Annotated in this window: 15 protein-coding genes and 1 pseudogene; 10 read left to right on the top strand and 6 right to left on the bottom strand. The window is 69.7% G+C overall.

Going from position 1 to position 15,684, the window contains the following annotated elements; all coding sequences use genetic code 11:
- Window positions 1-24: 24 nt before the first annotated feature.
- A complete protein-coding gene (locus tag ABD209_RS11250; protein ID WP_344066184.1) occupies window positions 25-459 on the bottom strand; it encodes a hypothetical protein in 435 nt (144 codons plus the stop codon).
- A gap of 202 nt (window positions 460-661) precedes the next feature.
- Here ABD209_RS11250 and ABD209_RS11255 point away from each other — a divergent pair, with 202 nt between their 5' ends.
- The 3 genes from ABD209_RS11255 to ABD209_RS11265 all read left to right on the top strand — a co-directional run bounded on the left by ABD209_RS11255 (window position 662) and on the right by ABD209_RS11265 (window position 6,085).
- Window positions 662-2,521, top strand: coding sequence for a 2-oxoacid:acceptor oxidoreductase subunit alpha (locus tag ABD209_RS11255; RefSeq protein WP_344066187.1), 1,860 nt, complete (start codon window positions 662-664; stop codon window positions 2,519-2,521).
- 76 nt (window positions 2,522-2,597) lie between these two features.
- On the top strand, window positions 2,598-3,152 hold the full coding sequence (locus tag ABD209_RS11260) for a GNAT family N-acetyltransferase (protein WP_344066190.1): 555 nt from the start codon (window positions 2,598-2,600) through the stop codon (window positions 3,150-3,152).
- Between the two features lie 17 nt (window positions 3,153-3,169).
- Complete coding sequence (locus ABD209_RS11265) at window positions 3,170-6,085, top strand: ATP-binding protein (RefSeq protein ID WP_344066193.1); 2,916 nt, start codon at window positions 3,170-3,172, stop codon at window positions 6,083-6,085.
- A 92-nt stretch (window positions 6,086-6,177) separates the two neighbouring features.
- On the opposite strand, the gene ABD209_RS11270 is transcribed toward ABD209_RS11265, so the two are convergent.
- From ABD209_RS11270 to ABD209_RS11280, 3 genes are all read right to left on the bottom strand, one after another.
- Complete coding sequence (locus tag ABD209_RS11270) at window positions 6,178-6,912, bottom strand: hypothetical protein (protein ID WP_324387832.1); 735 nt, start codon at window positions 6,910-6,912, stop codon at window positions 6,178-6,180.
- Between the two features lie 174 nt (window positions 6,913-7,086).
- On the bottom strand, window positions 7,087-7,671 hold the full coding sequence (locus ABD209_RS11275; protein WP_324387833.1) for an NADH-quinone oxidoreductase subunit B: 585 nt from the start codon (window positions 7,669-7,671) through the stop codon (window positions 7,087-7,089).
- 68 nt (window positions 7,672-7,739) lie between these two features.
- Window positions 7,740-8,096: an NADH-quinone oxidoreductase subunit A gene (locus ABD209_RS11280; protein WP_324387834.1), complete on the bottom strand. Its 357-nt coding sequence runs from the start codon at window positions 8,094-8,096 to the stop codon at window positions 7,740-7,742.
- A 98-nt stretch (window positions 8,097-8,194) separates the two neighbouring features.
- On the opposite strand from ABD209_RS11280, the gene ABD209_RS11285 reads away from it, so the two are divergent.
- The 3 genes from ABD209_RS11285 to ABD209_RS11295 are packed head-to-tail and all read left to right on the top strand — an operon-like array spanning window position 8,195 to window position 11,242.
- The gene (locus tag ABD209_RS11285) at window positions 8,195-9,325 is read left to right on the top strand and encodes a 2-oxoacid:ferredoxin oxidoreductase subunit beta (RefSeq protein WP_425564659.1); all 1,131 of its coding nucleotides are present in this window, start codon (window positions 8,195-8,197) and stop codon (window positions 9,323-9,325) included.
- The gene (rarD, locus tag ABD209_RS11290; protein WP_344066197.1) at window positions 9,322-10,284 is read left to right on the top strand and encodes an EamA family transporter RarD; all 963 of its coding nucleotides are present in this window, start codon (window positions 9,322-9,324) and stop codon (window positions 10,282-10,284) included. Before ABD209_RS11285 ends, rarD begins: the two co-directional genes overlap by 4 nt.
- Window positions 10,285-10,315: 31 nt before the next feature.
- Window positions 10,316-11,242 carry a cation diffusion facilitator family transporter gene (locus ABD209_RS11295; protein ID WP_344066200.1) on the top strand — a complete coding sequence of 309 codons (927 nt, stop codon included), beginning with the start codon at window positions 10,316-10,318 and terminating at the stop codon, window positions 11,240-11,242.
- 7 nt (window positions 11,243-11,249) lie between these two features.
- Here the strand turns inward: ABD209_RS11295 and ABD209_RS11300 are convergent, their stop codons facing one another.
- Window positions 11,250-12,044, bottom strand: a complete 795-nt coding sequence (locus ABD209_RS11300) for a polysaccharide deacetylase family protein (RefSeq protein WP_344066203.1) — start codon at window positions 12,042-12,044, stop codon at window positions 11,250-11,252.
- A gap of 117 nt (window positions 12,045-12,161) precedes the next feature.
- Between ABD209_RS11300 and ABD209_RS11305 the strand changes: the two genes are divergently transcribed.
- The 4 genes and pseudogenes from ABD209_RS11305 (at window position 12,162) to ABD209_RS11320 (ending at window position 14,657) form a co-directional block, all read left to right on the top strand.
- Complete coding sequence (locus ABD209_RS11305; RefSeq protein ID WP_344066207.1) at window positions 12,162-12,410, top strand: hypothetical protein; 249 nt, start codon at window positions 12,162-12,164, stop codon at window positions 12,408-12,410.
- Complete coding sequence (locus ABD209_RS11310; RefSeq protein WP_344066210.1) at window positions 12,373-12,723, top strand: type III PLP-dependent enzyme domain-containing protein; 351 nt, start codon at window positions 12,373-12,375, stop codon at window positions 12,721-12,723. Before ABD209_RS11305 ends, ABD209_RS11310 begins: the two co-directional genes overlap by 38 nt.
- Window positions 12,723-13,334 (top strand): type III PLP-dependent enzyme domain-containing protein, encoded by a 612-nt coding sequence (locus ABD209_RS11315; protein WP_344066212.1) that lies wholly within the window; start codon window positions 12,723-12,725, stop codon window positions 13,332-13,334. The genes ABD209_RS11310 and ABD209_RS11315 overlap by 1 nt, the downstream gene beginning before the upstream one ends.
- A pseudogene (locus ABD209_RS11320) lies at window positions 13,331-14,657 on the top strand (D-arabinono-1,4-lactone oxidase). Before ABD209_RS11315 ends, ABD209_RS11320 begins: the two are co-directional and overlap by 4 nt.
- A 23-nt stretch (window positions 14,658-14,680) precedes the next feature.
- On the opposite strand, the gene ABD209_RS11330 reads toward ABD209_RS11320, so the two are convergent.
- Window positions 14,681-15,682 carry a polyprenyl synthetase family protein gene (locus tag ABD209_RS11330; RefSeq protein ID WP_344066220.1) on the bottom strand — a complete coding sequence of 334 codons (1,002 nt, stop codon included), beginning with the start codon at window positions 15,680-15,682 and terminating at the stop codon, window positions 14,681-14,683.
- Between the last annotated feature and the right edge of the window lie 2 nt (window positions 15,683-15,684).

Genomic DNA, 15,684 nt, shown 5'->3' on the forward strand with positions numbered 1-15,684 from the left:
GCCCCGACGACGCGTGCGGAGGTGTTACAACGCCACGGCGACGGCCGGAGGCAGCGAGTCCAGCCCGGCCTGGGCGACCGCGGTCGCGGCATACCCGTCCCACGCGCCCGCCCCGGTCGGTATGCCGTTCGCCATCGTGTCCACCCGGGCCGGCGCCTCCCGGTCGTATGCCGTGGCGAACCGCCCCCGGTAGTCCTCGCTGAGCAGCCCGCAATAGCCCCCGGTGCGCCCGACGGAGGTTGTCATCAGCCCGGTCCCGGGCCGGCCCGCGATCGCGGTGCCGCGCTCGCAGACCACCTCGCACCGGACCTCGTAGCCGACCTGGGAGTTGATGAAGTCCTCATTGGTCACCACGCCCCCGCCGACCATGGTCAGCACGGCGATCTGCGGGTCGATCAGCCCGGGCGGCGCATACGCGCGGGCATGCGGCGCGATCACGTGGATCGTCGCGACTTCCACGCCGCTCGCGTCACGGCCGCCACGTTAGCCGATACCGCGCGTACCGCGCATTGCGTGACCATGCACCTGGTGCCGGGTTCTTTCGACAGGCTGGATTGCCGAGCCCCCGGTGATCTCGACATGCCGGATTTGTGCTCTCGACGGGTGCCCAGCCCGCGGCGAGCGGTCCGCGGTCCGCGGCCAAGCTGCATACCATCGGTGCATGGCAAGCACGAAGACCCCACTCGATCGCGTCGTGATCCGATTCGCGGGCGACTCCGGCGACGGTATGCAGTTGACCGGCGACCGCTTCACCGCCGAGACCGCGGCGCTAGGGAACGACCTGTCCACGCTGCCGAACTTCCCCGCTGAGATCCGCGCTCCGCAGGGCACGCTCCCAGGCGTCTCGAGCTTCCAAGTGCACTTTGCCGACCATGACGTGCTCACCCCCGGCGATGCGCCCGATGTCCTTGTCGCGATGAACCCCGCCGCGCTTAAGGCCAATCTGCGCGATCTGCCGCGCGGCGCAACCATCATCGCCGACGCCGACGAGTTCTCCACGCGCAATCTGGCCAAGGTCGGCTATGCCACCAACCCCTTGGAGGACGGCTCGCTGGAGTCCTGGCACCTGCACAAGGTCCCGCTGACCAGCATCACCGTCGAGGCCCTCACCAGCTTCAGCGCCCTGACCCGCAAGGAGAAGGAGCGCGCGAAGAATATGTTCGCGCTCGGCCTGCTGTCCTGGATGTACTCGCGCCCCACATCCGGCACCCGCGCCTTCTTGACCAGCAAGTTCGGAGCCAAGCCCGACCTGCTCGCGGCCAATCTCGCCGCCCTCGACGCCGGCTGGAATTACGGTGAGACCACCGAGGATTTCGTCTCCTCTTATGAAGTCGCACCGGCCCCGATGGCCGCCGGCACCTACCGCAATGTCACCGGAAACACCGCGCTCGCCTACGGCCTGGTCGCCGCCGCCCATCGCGCCGGCCTGCAGATCGTCCTCGGGTCCTACCCGATCACCCCGGCCTCGGACATCTTGCACACCCTCGCCGGGCTCAAGCGCTATGGCGTGCTCACCCTCCAGGCCGAGGACGAGATCGCCGGCATCGGCATCGCCCTCGGTGCGAGTTTCGGAGGCAAGCTCGGCGTCACTTCCACCTCCGGACCGGGTCTGGCCTTGAAGTCCGAGACGATCGGTCTTGCGGTCTCGCTCGAACTGCCGCTCGTCGTCATCGACGTCCAGCGCGGCGGACCGTCGACCGGCCTGCCCACCAAGACCGAGCAGGCCGACCTGCTGCAGGCGATGTACGGCCGCAATGGCGAGGCGCCCGTCGCGGTCATCGCCCCCGCCTCCCCCGCCGACTGTTTCGACGTCGCCGTGGAGGCCGTGCGGATCGCGACGACCTACCGCACCCCGGTGATCATGCTCTCGGACGGTTATCTGGCCAACGGCAGTGAGCCCTGGCGGTTGCCGGAGATGGCCGACCTGCCCGACCTGCACGTCAAGTTCGCGGACGCACCGAATGCCACCGACGCCAAGGGCGTGCCGACCTTTCACCCGTTTGTCCGCGATCCCGACACCCTCGCTCGGCCCTGGGCCCCGCCCGGAGTTGCGGGCCTGGAGCACCGCATCGGCGGCATCGAGAAGGCCGACATCACCGGCGACATCTCCTACGACCCCGACAACCACGAGCGGATGACGCGGCTGCGGCAGAACAAGATCGACGGGATCGCGGTCCCGGACCTGGTGGTCGACGACCCCAGTGGCGAGGCCGAGATCCTCGTCCTGGGATGGGGCTCGACCTATGGCCCGATCGCCGCCGCCGCCCGGTCCGCGCGTCGCTCCGGCCTGAACGTCGCCACGGCACACCTGCGCCACCTCAACCCGATGCCCGGCAATATCGGTGACATCGTGCGTGCCTACCGCACCGTGCTGATCCCGGAGATGAACTCCGGACAGCTGGCCATGCTCATCCGGGCCCGCTATCTCGTTGACGCACAGTCGTATTCGCGGGTGCGCGGCCTGCCCTTCACCACGACGGAGCTGGTCGACGCCATCACGGCGGCAACGCGGCCGGCCTGACCCTGCGGCAGACGTGACAGGTCGGTGACAGACCGGCCGACGACGGTGGTGCCTCCACCGAAAAGAGGTACCACTGATGTTCCGTTCGCCTTCCCTGACCATCTCACCCCTGCGGGTCCGCCCGGTCCGCGACGACGACAGCGATCGCGTGGCGGCCGTCTACGACGCCTTGTCGCCACGGTCGCGGGAGTTGCGTTTCCACTCGCCCTTGCCCAGGATTCCGAGCTCGTATGTCGCGCAGCTCGCCCGCGTCGATCCCGGCCGGCGCGACGGGATGCTCGTCTTTGCCGGCGGCCGCCCTGTCGGTCACGGCCAGTGGGTCAGGGATCCGGCGGATCCAACGCGCGCCGAGCTCGCGCTCGCCGTTGCCGACGAGTGGCACGGGCGCGGCGCGGGGCTGGCGTTGGTCGCCCACTTGGCGCGCACGGCGCGGGTAGGCGGCGTCACCCACTTCACGGCCTACGTCATGGGTGAGAACCGGCTCGTGCGCGCCTTGCTGGCTCGATTCGGGGCGCGGGCGGTAAACCGGGAGGAGTTCGAGATCCCCATCGCCCGCCTCGCCGCCGCGGTCGTCGAGTTGGCCGTCCTCGTCGCGGACGAGGACGGGAATCCGCGAGGCGCTGTCGCCTGAGGGTGACTCATGCTTTCATGGACGCGATGGACTACCGGGTGCTCGGCCAGGTTCAGGTGGCAGGCGACGGCGCCCCCCTGCGCGGTCGCCGGCCGCGCGATGTCCTTGCGTTCCTGCTCGCGCGGCGCTCCCGCCCGCTCGCGCCAGACGTCATCCTCGACGCGGTCTGGGACAACGAGGCGTACACGCTCGATGTGTCGGTCGTCCATACCGTGATCGCCCGCCTGCGCCGCGTGCTCGGGGCCGACGCAATTCGACGGCACGACAACGGCTATCAACTCGACCCGCAGGCGCACGTCGACGCGGACGAGTTCACCCGCCTGTTGAGCGCGGCGCGGACCCTGGTCCCGGATCGGCAGGGCGAGATCGTCGCCCTGCTGCGGCGCGCCCTGTCGCTCTGGACGGGCCCGGAAGCCTATAGCGGAGTGAGCGATTCGCTGGTTGCGACCGAGCGGCCCCGGCTGCACGAGTTGCGCGACTCCGCGATCGAGCAGCTCGCCGAGCGCCTCCTGCTCGGTGGGTCCCCCGATGACCTCGCCGACGTGGTGGATCTGACTGCGCAGTTGTGCCGGCGCGAACCCCTGCGCGAGCACGCCCACGAGATCCTGATGGCCGGCCTCTATCGGACCGGCCGGCAAGCGGACGCCTTAGCTGCCTACGAGAAGTTGCGGCGCGGCCTGCGCACGGAGTTGGGGATCGACCCGCAACCCGCGACCGCCCAGCTGTATGCCCGCATTCTTGCCCAGGAGGACATTGCGCCCGCTGCTCGAGTGCGCCCAATTGCTGCGGGCAGTGCCCGGGTCAGCCACCCCGCCCGCCCGCGCACCGAGTTCGTCGGGCGCGCCGTCGAACTGGCCCGGCTGCGCGAGCTGTATGACGGCGCGCGGCCGCTGATCTCGGTCATCGGTCCCGGCGGCGTCGGCAAGAGCCGGCTGCTCGCCGAGTTCGCCACCGATCTGCCTGCCGAGAGCACCGTCTATGTCGAGTTGCCCTGCGTCGGTGCCACGACGCCGGCGGAGATCGCCGAGGCGATCGCGCGGGCCCGAGGCTTGACGTTGGCGGCCGGCGATCCGGTTCCCGCCCTGGCTGCAGCGCTGCGCAGCTCGAGCGTCACGCTGCTGATCGACGAGGCGGAGTGGGCCGTCGAGGCCATCGCAAGCGTTGTCGATCAGGTGACCGCGCAGGCGCCGCGCGTGCGGGTCGTCCTCACCTCACGGGTGCCACTCGGACTAACGGGCGAGAGCCGGGTGGGGGTAGCCCCGCTGGCGACTCCGAGCGTCGGCATGGGCGCCGCGGACGTCGAGGCGTCGGATGCCGTGCAACTGCTGATCGCCCGGCTCCGGGACCAGGCTCCCGAGCTGACCTTGGACCGGGCCGATCTGGACCGGATCGCCGAGATCGCCCGCCGCGTGGACGGTCTGCCCTTGGCTCTTGAACTTGTTGCGGGGCAAGCGAGTTCAAGCTCGGTCCCGGACCTCTTGGCCCTTGTCGACGCACCGCTGGACATCGAGGCCGCAGAGCAGGACCGCGAGCCACGGCAGCGTTCCTTGCGCGAGACCCTCACGTGGAGCATCGAGCGCCTGCATCCGGATGCGCAGATCGTCCTTGCCCGGCTCGGCGTCTTCGCGGGCAGCTTCGACATGGCGACGGCCACGGCGGTCGTCGGGAGCGTGGGGAACGCGGACGTGCCCGCGCTGATCCGGTCGCTCATCCGCGAGGCCCACGTCCAGATCGACCGCCGAGATGGGCGCTTGCGGATGCGGCTATTGCGGACCGTGCAGTGCCTGGCCTTCGAGCTCCTGACGGATTCCGGTGATCTGGATCAGGTCCGCCGGCGGCATCGGGAGTGGTTCGCGGGGCGCTGGCGCGACCAGCCGCTCAGTGACGCGCTCATCGCGGACGTTGTCGCGTCATACGCCGATTATGTCGCGGCGCTGCAGGATGCGTTGACGACGCAGCATGCCTCGACGTGTGGCGATGTGGCGATCACGCTGGCGCGCTATTGGTTCTTCGTCGAGACCGGGGCCGCGGGGCTGCGGTGGGTGCAGGCCGCGCTGGCGAGCAATCTGCTGACGCACCGTCAGCGCGCAATCCTGCGGATGATGGCCGTTGCGCTGCAACCCCAGGACAGCGATGGCCAGAACCGGACTGCGGCCCTGGACGCGCTCATCGAGCCGCTGGCGGATGACGCGGACTGGCTCGGCCGGCTGCATATTCTGCGCTCGGTCGGGCCGTATGTCCATGGTGATTTCGAGCAGGCGCTGGCCTGCGCTCAACAGGCCGTGGCCCTGGCCCGCGATCGGGCGCAGCATCATCTGCCCGAGGCCCTGGGTGCGTGCGCGGTGATGCTCGCCGCACTTGGCCGCGCGCAGGAGGCGACGCGGGCGTGCGGCGAGGCCTGGCAGCTGATCGCGGCCGGTCCGTCGGCGACCGACCTGACGCAGGTGGTGCCGAAGATCGGCCTGGCGTTGGTGGACTCGGGCCAGCCCCGACAGGCCCTCGACATCCTCACGGCAACCCTCGAGACGGTCGAACGGGAGCTCGGCTTGGCACCGCAGACGCTGTTCACGATCAACGCCGGGTGGGCCGCTCTGGGGTGTGGCGAGGACGAGCGCGCACTGCATTGGTTCGCGCATGGGATCGACCAGCTCATCGCCGGAGGCGACCTCGTCGTGGTCGGCGAGTTGCTCTCCGGCGCGGGCGCGGCTCTTGCGGGCCTCGGCTCGGTCGACGCCGAGGCGGTTCTGGCAGCGGGTGCCGCGCACCTGGAGGCGGCCGGAGCGGTGCTGACCCCCTGGCAGGACGGCCAGGTCCGCGAGCGCCGGCGGGTCGCCAAGATCGACTCCGCCGAGCCCGGTCCGGCGGCCGCCGTGCTTGCGGGCACGCTCGATCTCGGGCGCCTTGCGGCGCTGGTCACGAGCGCGGCCCGCTGATCAGCCGGCCGCGTCTAGCCGGCCTCGGAAGTCCTCCCTGCCGCGCAGTAGGTGGGGTGATCACCCCACCTACTGCGCGGCAGGAGGTCAACTCAGCCCTTCGCGGCCTTGACCGGCCCGAGGTTGGCGTAGTCGATCATCAGCGTGCCGCGTTTGCCGCGCTCGACATAGAACCCGGCGCCGACCGATCCGAAGCTGGACAAGTCGTCCTTGGTCTCGAAGACCGGGGTGTTGTTGACATAGAACGCGAAATAGTGCTCCAGCGCAATGACATTGACGGTGCGATAACCGCCGCCCGTGCCGACCTCCTTGACCGAAGTCCATGGCATCAGCTGCTCCTGGTTGCCTCTGGCGTCGACCGCGACGACGAGGACCTTGCCGTTGTTGGAGTAGCAGAAGTAGTAACCAGGCGCCCACAGATCTTTGACCACCCGGCTCGGGTTGGCGCGCACGATCAGGCAATTCGGGGCGCTGCCATCGCTATTGCCGACGCGATTCATCCGGACCTCGAACTCGAAGTCGTCAAAGGTCCCGACGTGCTTGACCGAGCTGAACCGGCCCGGGGCGCCCATGGCCTGCAGATTGCCATTGCGCACCGACCACGCGCCGACGACATTGCGCCAGCCGGCATCCGGGCCGTTGAAGGCGGACCGGAAGTAGGGCGAGCTGCGGTGGCCGCCGCCGCGGTGATTCTCGTGCAGCGACGTCCCGATCCCGCCGCCGATGTCGGTGGGCATGGGCGTCTGGTCGGCATGGGCCGATGCGCCCGCTCCCCCGGCCAGTAGCGATGCGCTCAGCGCGAGCGCGGTGATGATGCCTTTCGGCATGGTCGTTCTCCCCTCGAGATGGTGTCCGGCGGACGGTTGTCCGCGCTGGTCACACTCTTCGGGGCCGGCCTGTCACCGATCTGTCACCACGTGACCGGCCTGTCCCAGACGAAGCGCAAGCCCCGCTCAAGGGCTCACCCCCGTCGAGTGGCCGGTTCAGCCACGTCCGCGAGATCAGGGGGCGGGCGGAGCGGGAGGTGGGGCGACCAAGGGGCGGGTCAACTCGGCGGGGGTCGCGAGGCGATGACCGGCATACCGGCGGGGCACCGTCTCGCTCACCTTCTCGGCGGCGATCTTCTCCTGCAGTTTCAGGATGCCGTGCAGCAGTGCCTCGGGGCGCGGCGGGCAGCCCGGGACATAGACGTCGACCGGGATGATCGTGTCGACGCCCTTGGTCACCGAGTAGGAGTCCCAGTAGGGGCCGCCGGAGTTCGAGCACGCACCGAAGGAGATGACGTACTTCGGCTCGGGCATCTGGTCATACAGACGCCGGACGGCGGGGGCCATCTTGTCGGTGACCGTGCCCGAGACGATCATCAGGTCGGCCTGCCGAGGCCCCGGAGCGAGCGGGATGACACCCAGGCGCATAAAATCGTGCCGGCCCATCGAGGCGGCGATGAACTCGATCGCGCAGCACGCCAGGCCGAAGTTGAACACCCACAGCGAATAGCGCCGCCCCCAGTTCAAGACGATTCGCATCGGCTTGGGCGCATAGGCCGCGACCGGCCCCACGCGGGGGGTAGGCAGATCGACCGGCATGGTGCCCACCCTAGTCACGGCGCCGACCGTGGGCCGACCGGGCCCGCTGTCACCGTCAGGTCAGCCGCTCACGTCCAGGTCAGCAGGCCGCGTCGGACCGCGTGGGCTAGGCCGATCAGGATGATGCCGATGAAGACGCCGATCTCCACCAGGGACGCCGGCCCGAGATGGGTGCGCGCCACCAGCGCCCACGGGAAGAGATAGACGGCGTCCACCGCAAAGATCACATAAAGGAAGGCATAGGCGAGATAGCGCACCTGGGTTTGCGCCCAGTCCCGGCCGACCGGGTCGACGCCCGACTCATAGGTGCGCACCTTCATCGGGGTGGCCGCGCGCGGCGCCATCAGCCAGCGCGCCACCATGGCGGCGACGAAGAGGAGCACGCCGGCCCCGAGAACGGCGGCAACAACGGCATACGAGCCCACGACGTGGAAGCTTAGCCTCGCCTATGGCGCAAGCGTCCTACGATGGCACGGCGTGTGCGCACGCACCCGCCCGCACCCCTATTACAGAATCGCTAGGCATGGCTTCATCACTCGGCACCACAACGCACCTCGGCGGCGACATCACCGATCTCGGTATGCCGCGTCCGCACGGCCTCGACGGCATCCCGCGGCTCGCGGGCGACGCCGCGCTGACCAAGAAGGACTTCGCCTCCGATCAGGAAGTGCGCTGGTGCCCCGGCTGCGGGGACTACATCATCCTCAACACCGTGCAGTCCTTCCTGCCCGAGCTGGGGTTGCGCAAGGAGAACATCGTCTTCGTCTCGGGGATCGGCTGCTCCTCGCGCTTCCCCTACTACCTCGACACCTATGGGATGCACTCGATCCACGGCCGGGCGCCGGCGATTGCCACCGGGCTCGCCACCGCGCGCCCGGACCTGTCGGTCTGGGTAGTCACGGGTGACGGCGATGCCCTGTCCATCGGCGGCAATCACCTGATCCACGCGCTGCGGCGCAACGTCAACCTGACGATCCTGCTGTTCAACAACCGGATCTATGGGCTGACCAAGGGCCAGTACTCCCCCACCTCCGAGCAGGGCAAGATCACCAAGTCGACCCCGGCCGGGTCCGCGGACACGCCCTTCAACCCGGTCTCGCTCGCGCTCGGCGCCGAAGCGAGCTTCGTGGCCCGGAGCCTGGACAACGACCGCGCGCACCTGTCGACGATCCTGCGCGCGGCGGCCGCGCACCGCGGGACGGCGCTGGTGGAGATCTACCAGAACTGCCCGATCTTCAACGATGGAGCCTTCGATGCGATCAAGGACCGCGACCAGCAGCAGGCGCGGCTGATCCACTTGGAGCACGGTGCACCGGTCACGGTCGGTGCCGAGGGCAGCAGGCAGGTCCTCGTCCGCGGGGAGGACGGCCGACTCGGATTCGTCCCCGAGGCCGAGGTGCCGGCCGATTCGCCGGCCATCGTCGTCCACGACGCGCACGACCCCGACCCGGCGCAGCAGTTCGCGATCAGCCGGCTCGACGACGCGAGCATGGCGCACGTGCCGATGGGCATCATCCGCCAGGTCGAGCGGCCGACCTATGACGACCTGGTCCGCGGTCAGATCGACGCGGCCGTCGCCACGGCGGGCGCGCCTGCCGGCGATGGCGACGTCGCGGCCCTGCTTGCCGGCAAGGACACCTGGACCGTGGAGTGAGTCCGGGGGCGGGCGCCGCGGACGGCAGCCCCGACGCGACCGCCGCGGATCATGTGCGGCGGGGCACGGCATACGGGCTCCTCGCCTATGGCATCTGGGGACTCTTTCCGCTCTATTTCCACGCGCTGAAGCCCGCCGGGGCCTGGGAAATCCTTGCCCACCGGATCGTCTGGACGATGCTGCTGTGCCTGGTCGTTCTCGCCGTGCGACGCGACTGGGCCTGGGCCAGGCAGGTGCTGCGCAACCGCTCGCTCGCGCTCGGTCTGACCGCGGCGGCCCTCCTCATCGCCGCGAACTGGGTCATCTATGTGCTCGCCGTGCTGGAGGGGCGCACCTACGAGGCGGCGTTGGGCTACTTCCTCAATCCGATCCTCACCGTCGGGCTCGGGGTCGTCGTCCTGGGGGAACGACTGCGCCGGCTCCAGTGGCTGGCGGTCGGTATCGGGGCGCTCGCCGCGGCCTATCTCGCCATCGCCGGGGGGAGTTTCCCGTGGGTGGCCCTGTCGCTAGCGACCTCCTTCGGGCTCTACGGCCTGCTGAAGAAGCGGGTCGGTGTCAGTCTGGAGCCGTGGCATTCGCTCTTCGCCGAGACCGCCGTCCTGACCCCGATCGCGATCGTCATCCTGATCGTCGTCGCGCGCTCGGGTGAGAGCACGTATGGCGCGGGGACCGGGCATACGGCCCTCCTGACGTTGTCGGGCGTCGTCACCGCGATCCCGCTGCTGCTTTTCGCGGCGGCCGCCCAACGGGTGCCGCTGGTGACGATCGGGCTGATTCAGTTCATGACGCCGGTGATGCAGTTGCTGGTGGGCGTCTGGCTGCTGCACGAGCACGTGACACCCAAGCTTTGGGTGGGCTTCGGGATCGTCTGGCTCGCGCTGGTGGTTCTGACGACCGATTCGCTGCGGACCGGGCGACGGGCCCGCGCGATCGCCGCCGCCGACCCGTGGGAAGCCTGATTTCTCAGGAAGGGCTTGCGAGGATGTCCCTGTGAGTGCTGCGCGCGCCAATCTGACGAAGTTCGCCTGGCTGTCCATCGCGGCGGCCGTGGTCACCATCGCCTTGAAGTTCGGCGCCTATCTGCTGACGGGCTCGGTGGGCCTGCTTTCGGACGCCGCGGAGTCGATCGTCAATCTGGTGGCGGCTTTCGTGGCCCTGTTGGCGCTGCATGTGGCCGCGCAACCGGCGGATGACGATCACCACTTCGGGCATTCGAAGGCGGAGTATTTCTCGGCGGTCGTCGAGGGACTGATGATCTTTGTTGCGGCGACCTTCATCCTCTACACCTCCGTCCAACGCTTCCTCGACCCGCAGCCGCTGGAGAATGTCGGCATCGGCCTGGCGATCTCGGTGGGTGCCTCTGTGGTCAACGGGCTGGTCGCGCTGGTGTTGTTGCGCAATGGACGACGGCACAACTCGATCACTCTGGTGGCCGACGGCAAGCACCTGATGACGGATGTGTGGACCTCGGTCGGCGTCGTCCTGGGTGTACTGCTGGTCGCACTCACCAACTGGGAGCGCCTCGACCCGATCATCGCTTTCGCGGTGGGCTGCAACATCATCTGGACCGGCTGGCACCTGATCCGCGAATCCGTCGACGGGCTGATGGACAAGGCGATCGACAGCGAACGCGCGGCCGCGATTACCGAGGTCTTGGCGCGGCATACGGGCCCCGAGATCGCCTATCACGGGCTGCGGACGCGCGAGGCCGGGCACAAGGTCTTCGGATCGCTGCACGTGACGGTGCCCGGCGACTGGACGGTGCAGGCCGGGCATGACCTGACCGAAGAGATCGAGACCGACCTGCGCGCGACGATCCCCGACCTGGACATGTCGGTGCACTTGGAGCCGCGCGAGGATCCGCGCTCCTATGAGGCGGGCGTCGAGCGACCGGCGGGGCTCTTCCCGCAGGAGTGACCGACGGCTAGAGCGTGACGGGGGTGAAGCCGCGTTGCTGGATGCCGTCGATGATGGCCGGGAGGGCGGCGACGGTGCGGGACCGGTCGATGCTCTGCGGGTTCGGGCCGTCGAGGTGGCCGCCGTCGTGCATCAAGACGATCGCCCCGGACTCCAGGTCACCGAGCAAGGACCTGGCGCCGGCGGCCGGACCCTCTTTCAGCCGCGATTCCAGGCAGAGCGTCCAGTAGTAGCAGCGCAGCCCGGCCGCGGCCGTGCTCGCCACGACGGCCGGGCTTGTCCAGCCGCGAGGTGGGCGGAAGCGGTCCCCGGGCGTGGCTCCGAGCGTGACCAGGGTGCGCTGGGTGGTCGTCAGTTGCGCGTCGATGGCGGGGCGGGCGAGCGCATCGAGCCAGAGGTGATCGTGGGTGTGGTTGCCGATCGTGTGCCCCCCGGCGCGGATCGCGTCGACCAGATCGGGGTAGCGCTCGGCGTTGCGGCCAATCAGGAAGAAGGTCGCGTGCATACCGGCCGCGGCCAGCGCCGTAAGGACAGCCGGGGTGTAGGCCGGGTCCGGTCCGTCGTCGAAGGTGAGCGCGATCCGGCGCGGCCCTTCGACGGCAAAGACGGCGTCCGGGTCGACCCGGCGCCGATCGTCGGTCGTGTCCGTATGCGCCGGCACCCGGCGTTGGCGCGCGGACGCCGTCTCGCCCACTGCGGCAGTGAGCAGGCAGGCCCCACCCCCGACTAGCAGCCCGCGCCGCGTCGGCGTCACCGAATCCCCCTGCCCCCACAACCACGCCGGCTGCGGCCGCGTCAGCATACTGCGTATGCCGTTCGCGTGCCGGTGGCGTTGATCACGATTGCGCCACGGCACGGGGGCTCGGCGCGAGCCGGGATGTCCGCCGTCCATGGCGTTACCGGCCCGTAAACTAGGTGGGTGCACCCGTGGGATCAGGCGACAGCCGGCCGGAGCGCGCCCCTGGCAGTCGTCGACCTCGATGCCTTCGAGGCCAATCACGACGATCTGGTGCGGCGGGCCGGCAGCAAACCGATCCGGGTGGCAAGCAAATCGGTGCGCGTGCGCTCGCTGGTGACGGCGGCGCTGACGCGTTCGCGCGCGGGCGTGGGTCCCGGCTTCCACGGCCATCATGGCGTATGCCGTTCGCGAGGCCCTGTGGCTCGCTGACCACGGCGCGCGCGATCTCTTCGTCGCCTACCCGAGCGTGGACGAGGCGGCGATCGCGCGGCTGGCCGGCGACGGGGCGGGGGGTGCGGCATACGTCGATGTGGTGACGCTGGCGATCGACAGCGTCGAGCAGGTGGCGCTGATCCGGCGGGCCTGCCCAGGTCTCCCCATCCGCGTCGCGATCGACGTGGATGCGTCGCTGCGTCTCGGGCCGGTGCATCTGGGCGTGCGGCGCTCTCCGGTCCGGACGCGGGAGCAGGCCGTGCTCGTCGCACGTGCCGCCCAAAGCGCCGGCCTAGCCTCGTCGGGCTGATGTTCTATGACGCCCAGATCGCCGGGCTGCCGGACTCCTCGCCGGCCGTGCGGCTGATGAAGCGGCGCTCGGCGGATGACCTGCGGGCACGGCGTGGGGGCATCGTCAGCGCGGTGCGGGACCTGGCCGATCTGGAGTTCGTCAACGGTGGTGGCACAGGCTCCCTGGAGGTCACCGGATCCGATCCGGTCGTGACCGAACTCGCGGCGGGGTCGGGACTCTTGGGACCGACGCTCTTCGACGGCTATAACGCCTTCACGCCCACCCCGGTGGCCGCCTTCGCGCTGCCGGTGGTGCGTCGACCGGCCCGGGATGTCGTCACCCTGTTCAGCGGCGGGTATCTGGCCTCCAGACCGCCGGGGTGGAGCAGAGTGCCGAGCGTGCACTCCCCGGCCGGGCTGCAGCTGGTCAAGACCGAGGGCACCGGTGAGGTGCAGACGCCGGTGCGCGGGCGGGCCGCCCGCGACCTCGAGCTCGGCGATGGCGTCTGGTTGCGCCACGCCAAGGCCGGCGAGTTGTGCGAACGCTTCGATGAGGTTCACCTGGTCCGCGCCCGAGAGCTCGTCGACATCGTCCCCACCTATCGCGGCGAAGGGCAGAACTTCGGATGAACCGGTCCGAGACCCGTCCGGGGCACTGGCGCAACTGGGCCGGCAACCAGAGCGCCGCCCCCATCGAAATCGCCACACCAGCCCGCGTGGACGAGCTCGCGAACGTGATCGGGCGGGCTGCGGTCGCCGGCCGGCGGGTCAAAGCGGTGGGGTCGGGGCATTCCTTCAGCGGGATTGCTGTGGCCGACGACCTTCAGATCCACCTCGAGCGGCTGCAGGGCATCACGTCGGTGGACCGGGAGACCGGTCGCGTGCGGGTGCTCGCAGGCACGCGGCTGGCCGATCTCAATCCGCTCCTCTGGACGCTGGGACTGGCCATGCCCAATCTCGGGGATATCGACGCGCAGACGATCGCCGGTGCCATCGCGACGGGCACGCACGGGACGGGGGCGGGGCTGCCGGGGCTCGCGGCGGCCGTCCGAGCGATTCGGATCGTCACCGCGGACGGCCGTGATCGCTGGTGCTCGCCGGGCGTGGAACCCGACCTCTTCGCCGCGGCCCGCGTCGGGCTCGGCGCCCTGGGGGTTATCGCCGAGTACGAGATCGCGTGCCTGCCCGCCTACCTGCTGCGCGCCCGCGAGGAGCCCGCACGCCTCGGCGACGCCCTCGACGGCCTGGACGCCCGGCTCGAGGCGCACCGGCATCTGGAGTTCTACTGGTTCCCCCACACCGACCGCGTCCAGATCAAGGTCAATGACCGTGCGCCGGAGGCGGACTTTGCGCCCCTGCCGCGCTGGCGGGAGCGCGTGGACGACGACCTGTTAACCAATGTGCTTTTCGAGCGAATCAACCGGCTCGCCGCCGCGCGGCCGACGCTGACGCCGCGCATCAACCAGATCAGCGCCCGTGCCCTCTCGGCCCGGGAGTATGTCGACCGCTCCTATCGCGTCTTCTGCACCCGCCGCTCCGTGCGCTTTGTGGAGAGCGAGTATGCCGTTCCCCGCGCCGCACTGGTCCCTGTCCTGACCGAAATGCGCCGCTGGATCGACCGCTCGGGCGCCACACTCCCCTTCCCGGTCGAAGTGCGCTTCGCCGCCGCAGACGACATCTGGCTTTCCACGGGGTATGACCGCGGCAACGCCTATATCGCGATCCACCAGTATCACCGGCTCGACCACCGCCCCTATTTCGCGGCCTTCGAGGCGATCGTCGCCGAGCACGCCGGCCGGCCGCACTAGGGCAAGCTGCATACGCTCGATGCCCCCGCGCTTGCGTGCGCTCTACCCGCGCTTCGACGACTTCCGTGCCGTGCGGGAGGCGGTCGACCCCGGCCGGACCTTCACCAACACCTATCTCGAGCTGGTCCTCGGTCTCGGAGCCTGAGTGCGGATGCGGCGGGCAGGGTGCTACTGGTTGCGCTGGACGACGCGCAAGGCCAGGTGGGCCAGGGCGGCTTTGACCTCGCCATCGGGCAGTGGGTCGAGCACCGCCTGGGCGGCCAGCGCCATCTCCAAGGTCTCGGCTTGCGCCCGGTCCATGGCCGGGTGGCCGCGCAGGAGGTCCAGCGCCTCGGCGACGTGGTCGTCGCTTGGGTCGAGCTGGCGTAGTAGTTCCTGCAGGCGCGCGTCTGCCGGGTCGGTGGAAGCCAGCGCATAAATGATCGGCAGGGTGCGCTTGCCCTCGCGGATGTCGGTCCCGGGCGCCTTGCCGAGCACGTCGGCCTCGGAGGAGATGTCGATCAGGTCGTCGGCCAACTGGAAGGCAATGCCGATTCGCTCGCCATACTCGATGAGGACATCGATGACCTCGCGCGAGCATCCGGACAGCAGCGCGCCGTAGCGAGCGGCCGTGGCGATCAGCACCCCGGTCTTGTCGGCGAGCACGCCCAGGTAGTAGCCGTGCGGGTCTTCACTCGGGGGACAGGGGCGGTCGTCGCGGATCTGACCCGAGCACAGGCGGATGAAGGTCTGACTCTGGATCTTCACCGCCTCCGGCCCGAGGTCGGCGATGATGTCCGACGCGGTGCCGAAGAGCAGATCACCGACGAGGATCGCCGTCGAGTTGTCGTACTTCGCGTTCGCGGACGGCACCCCGCGCCGGGTATAAGCCTCGTCCATCACATCGTCGTGGTAGAGCGAGGCCAGATGCGTCAACTCGACGCCGGCCGCCGCCGCCACGATGTCTGGGCCGATCCCGGAGCCGAGCTCGGCGGCTAGCAAGGTGAGCAGCGGTCGGAAGCGCTTGCCGCCGGCACCGAGCAGGTGGGCGTTGGCCTCGGCGATGAAGGGATCCGCATGGTCGACCCGGGCCTCCAGCAGCGCCTCGACGTCGGCGAGGCCGGCATCTAGGCGAGACTGGAGCTCGGGCGAGATGCCCGGCAGGGTCGGGGCGGGGGCGGGGGTCACCATAC

Source organism: Nostocoides vanveenii (genome assembly GCF_039531165.1).
Taxonomy (GTDB): domain Bacteria; phylum Actinomycetota; class Actinomycetes; order Actinomycetales; family Dermatophilaceae; genus Nostocoides_A; species Nostocoides_A vanveenii.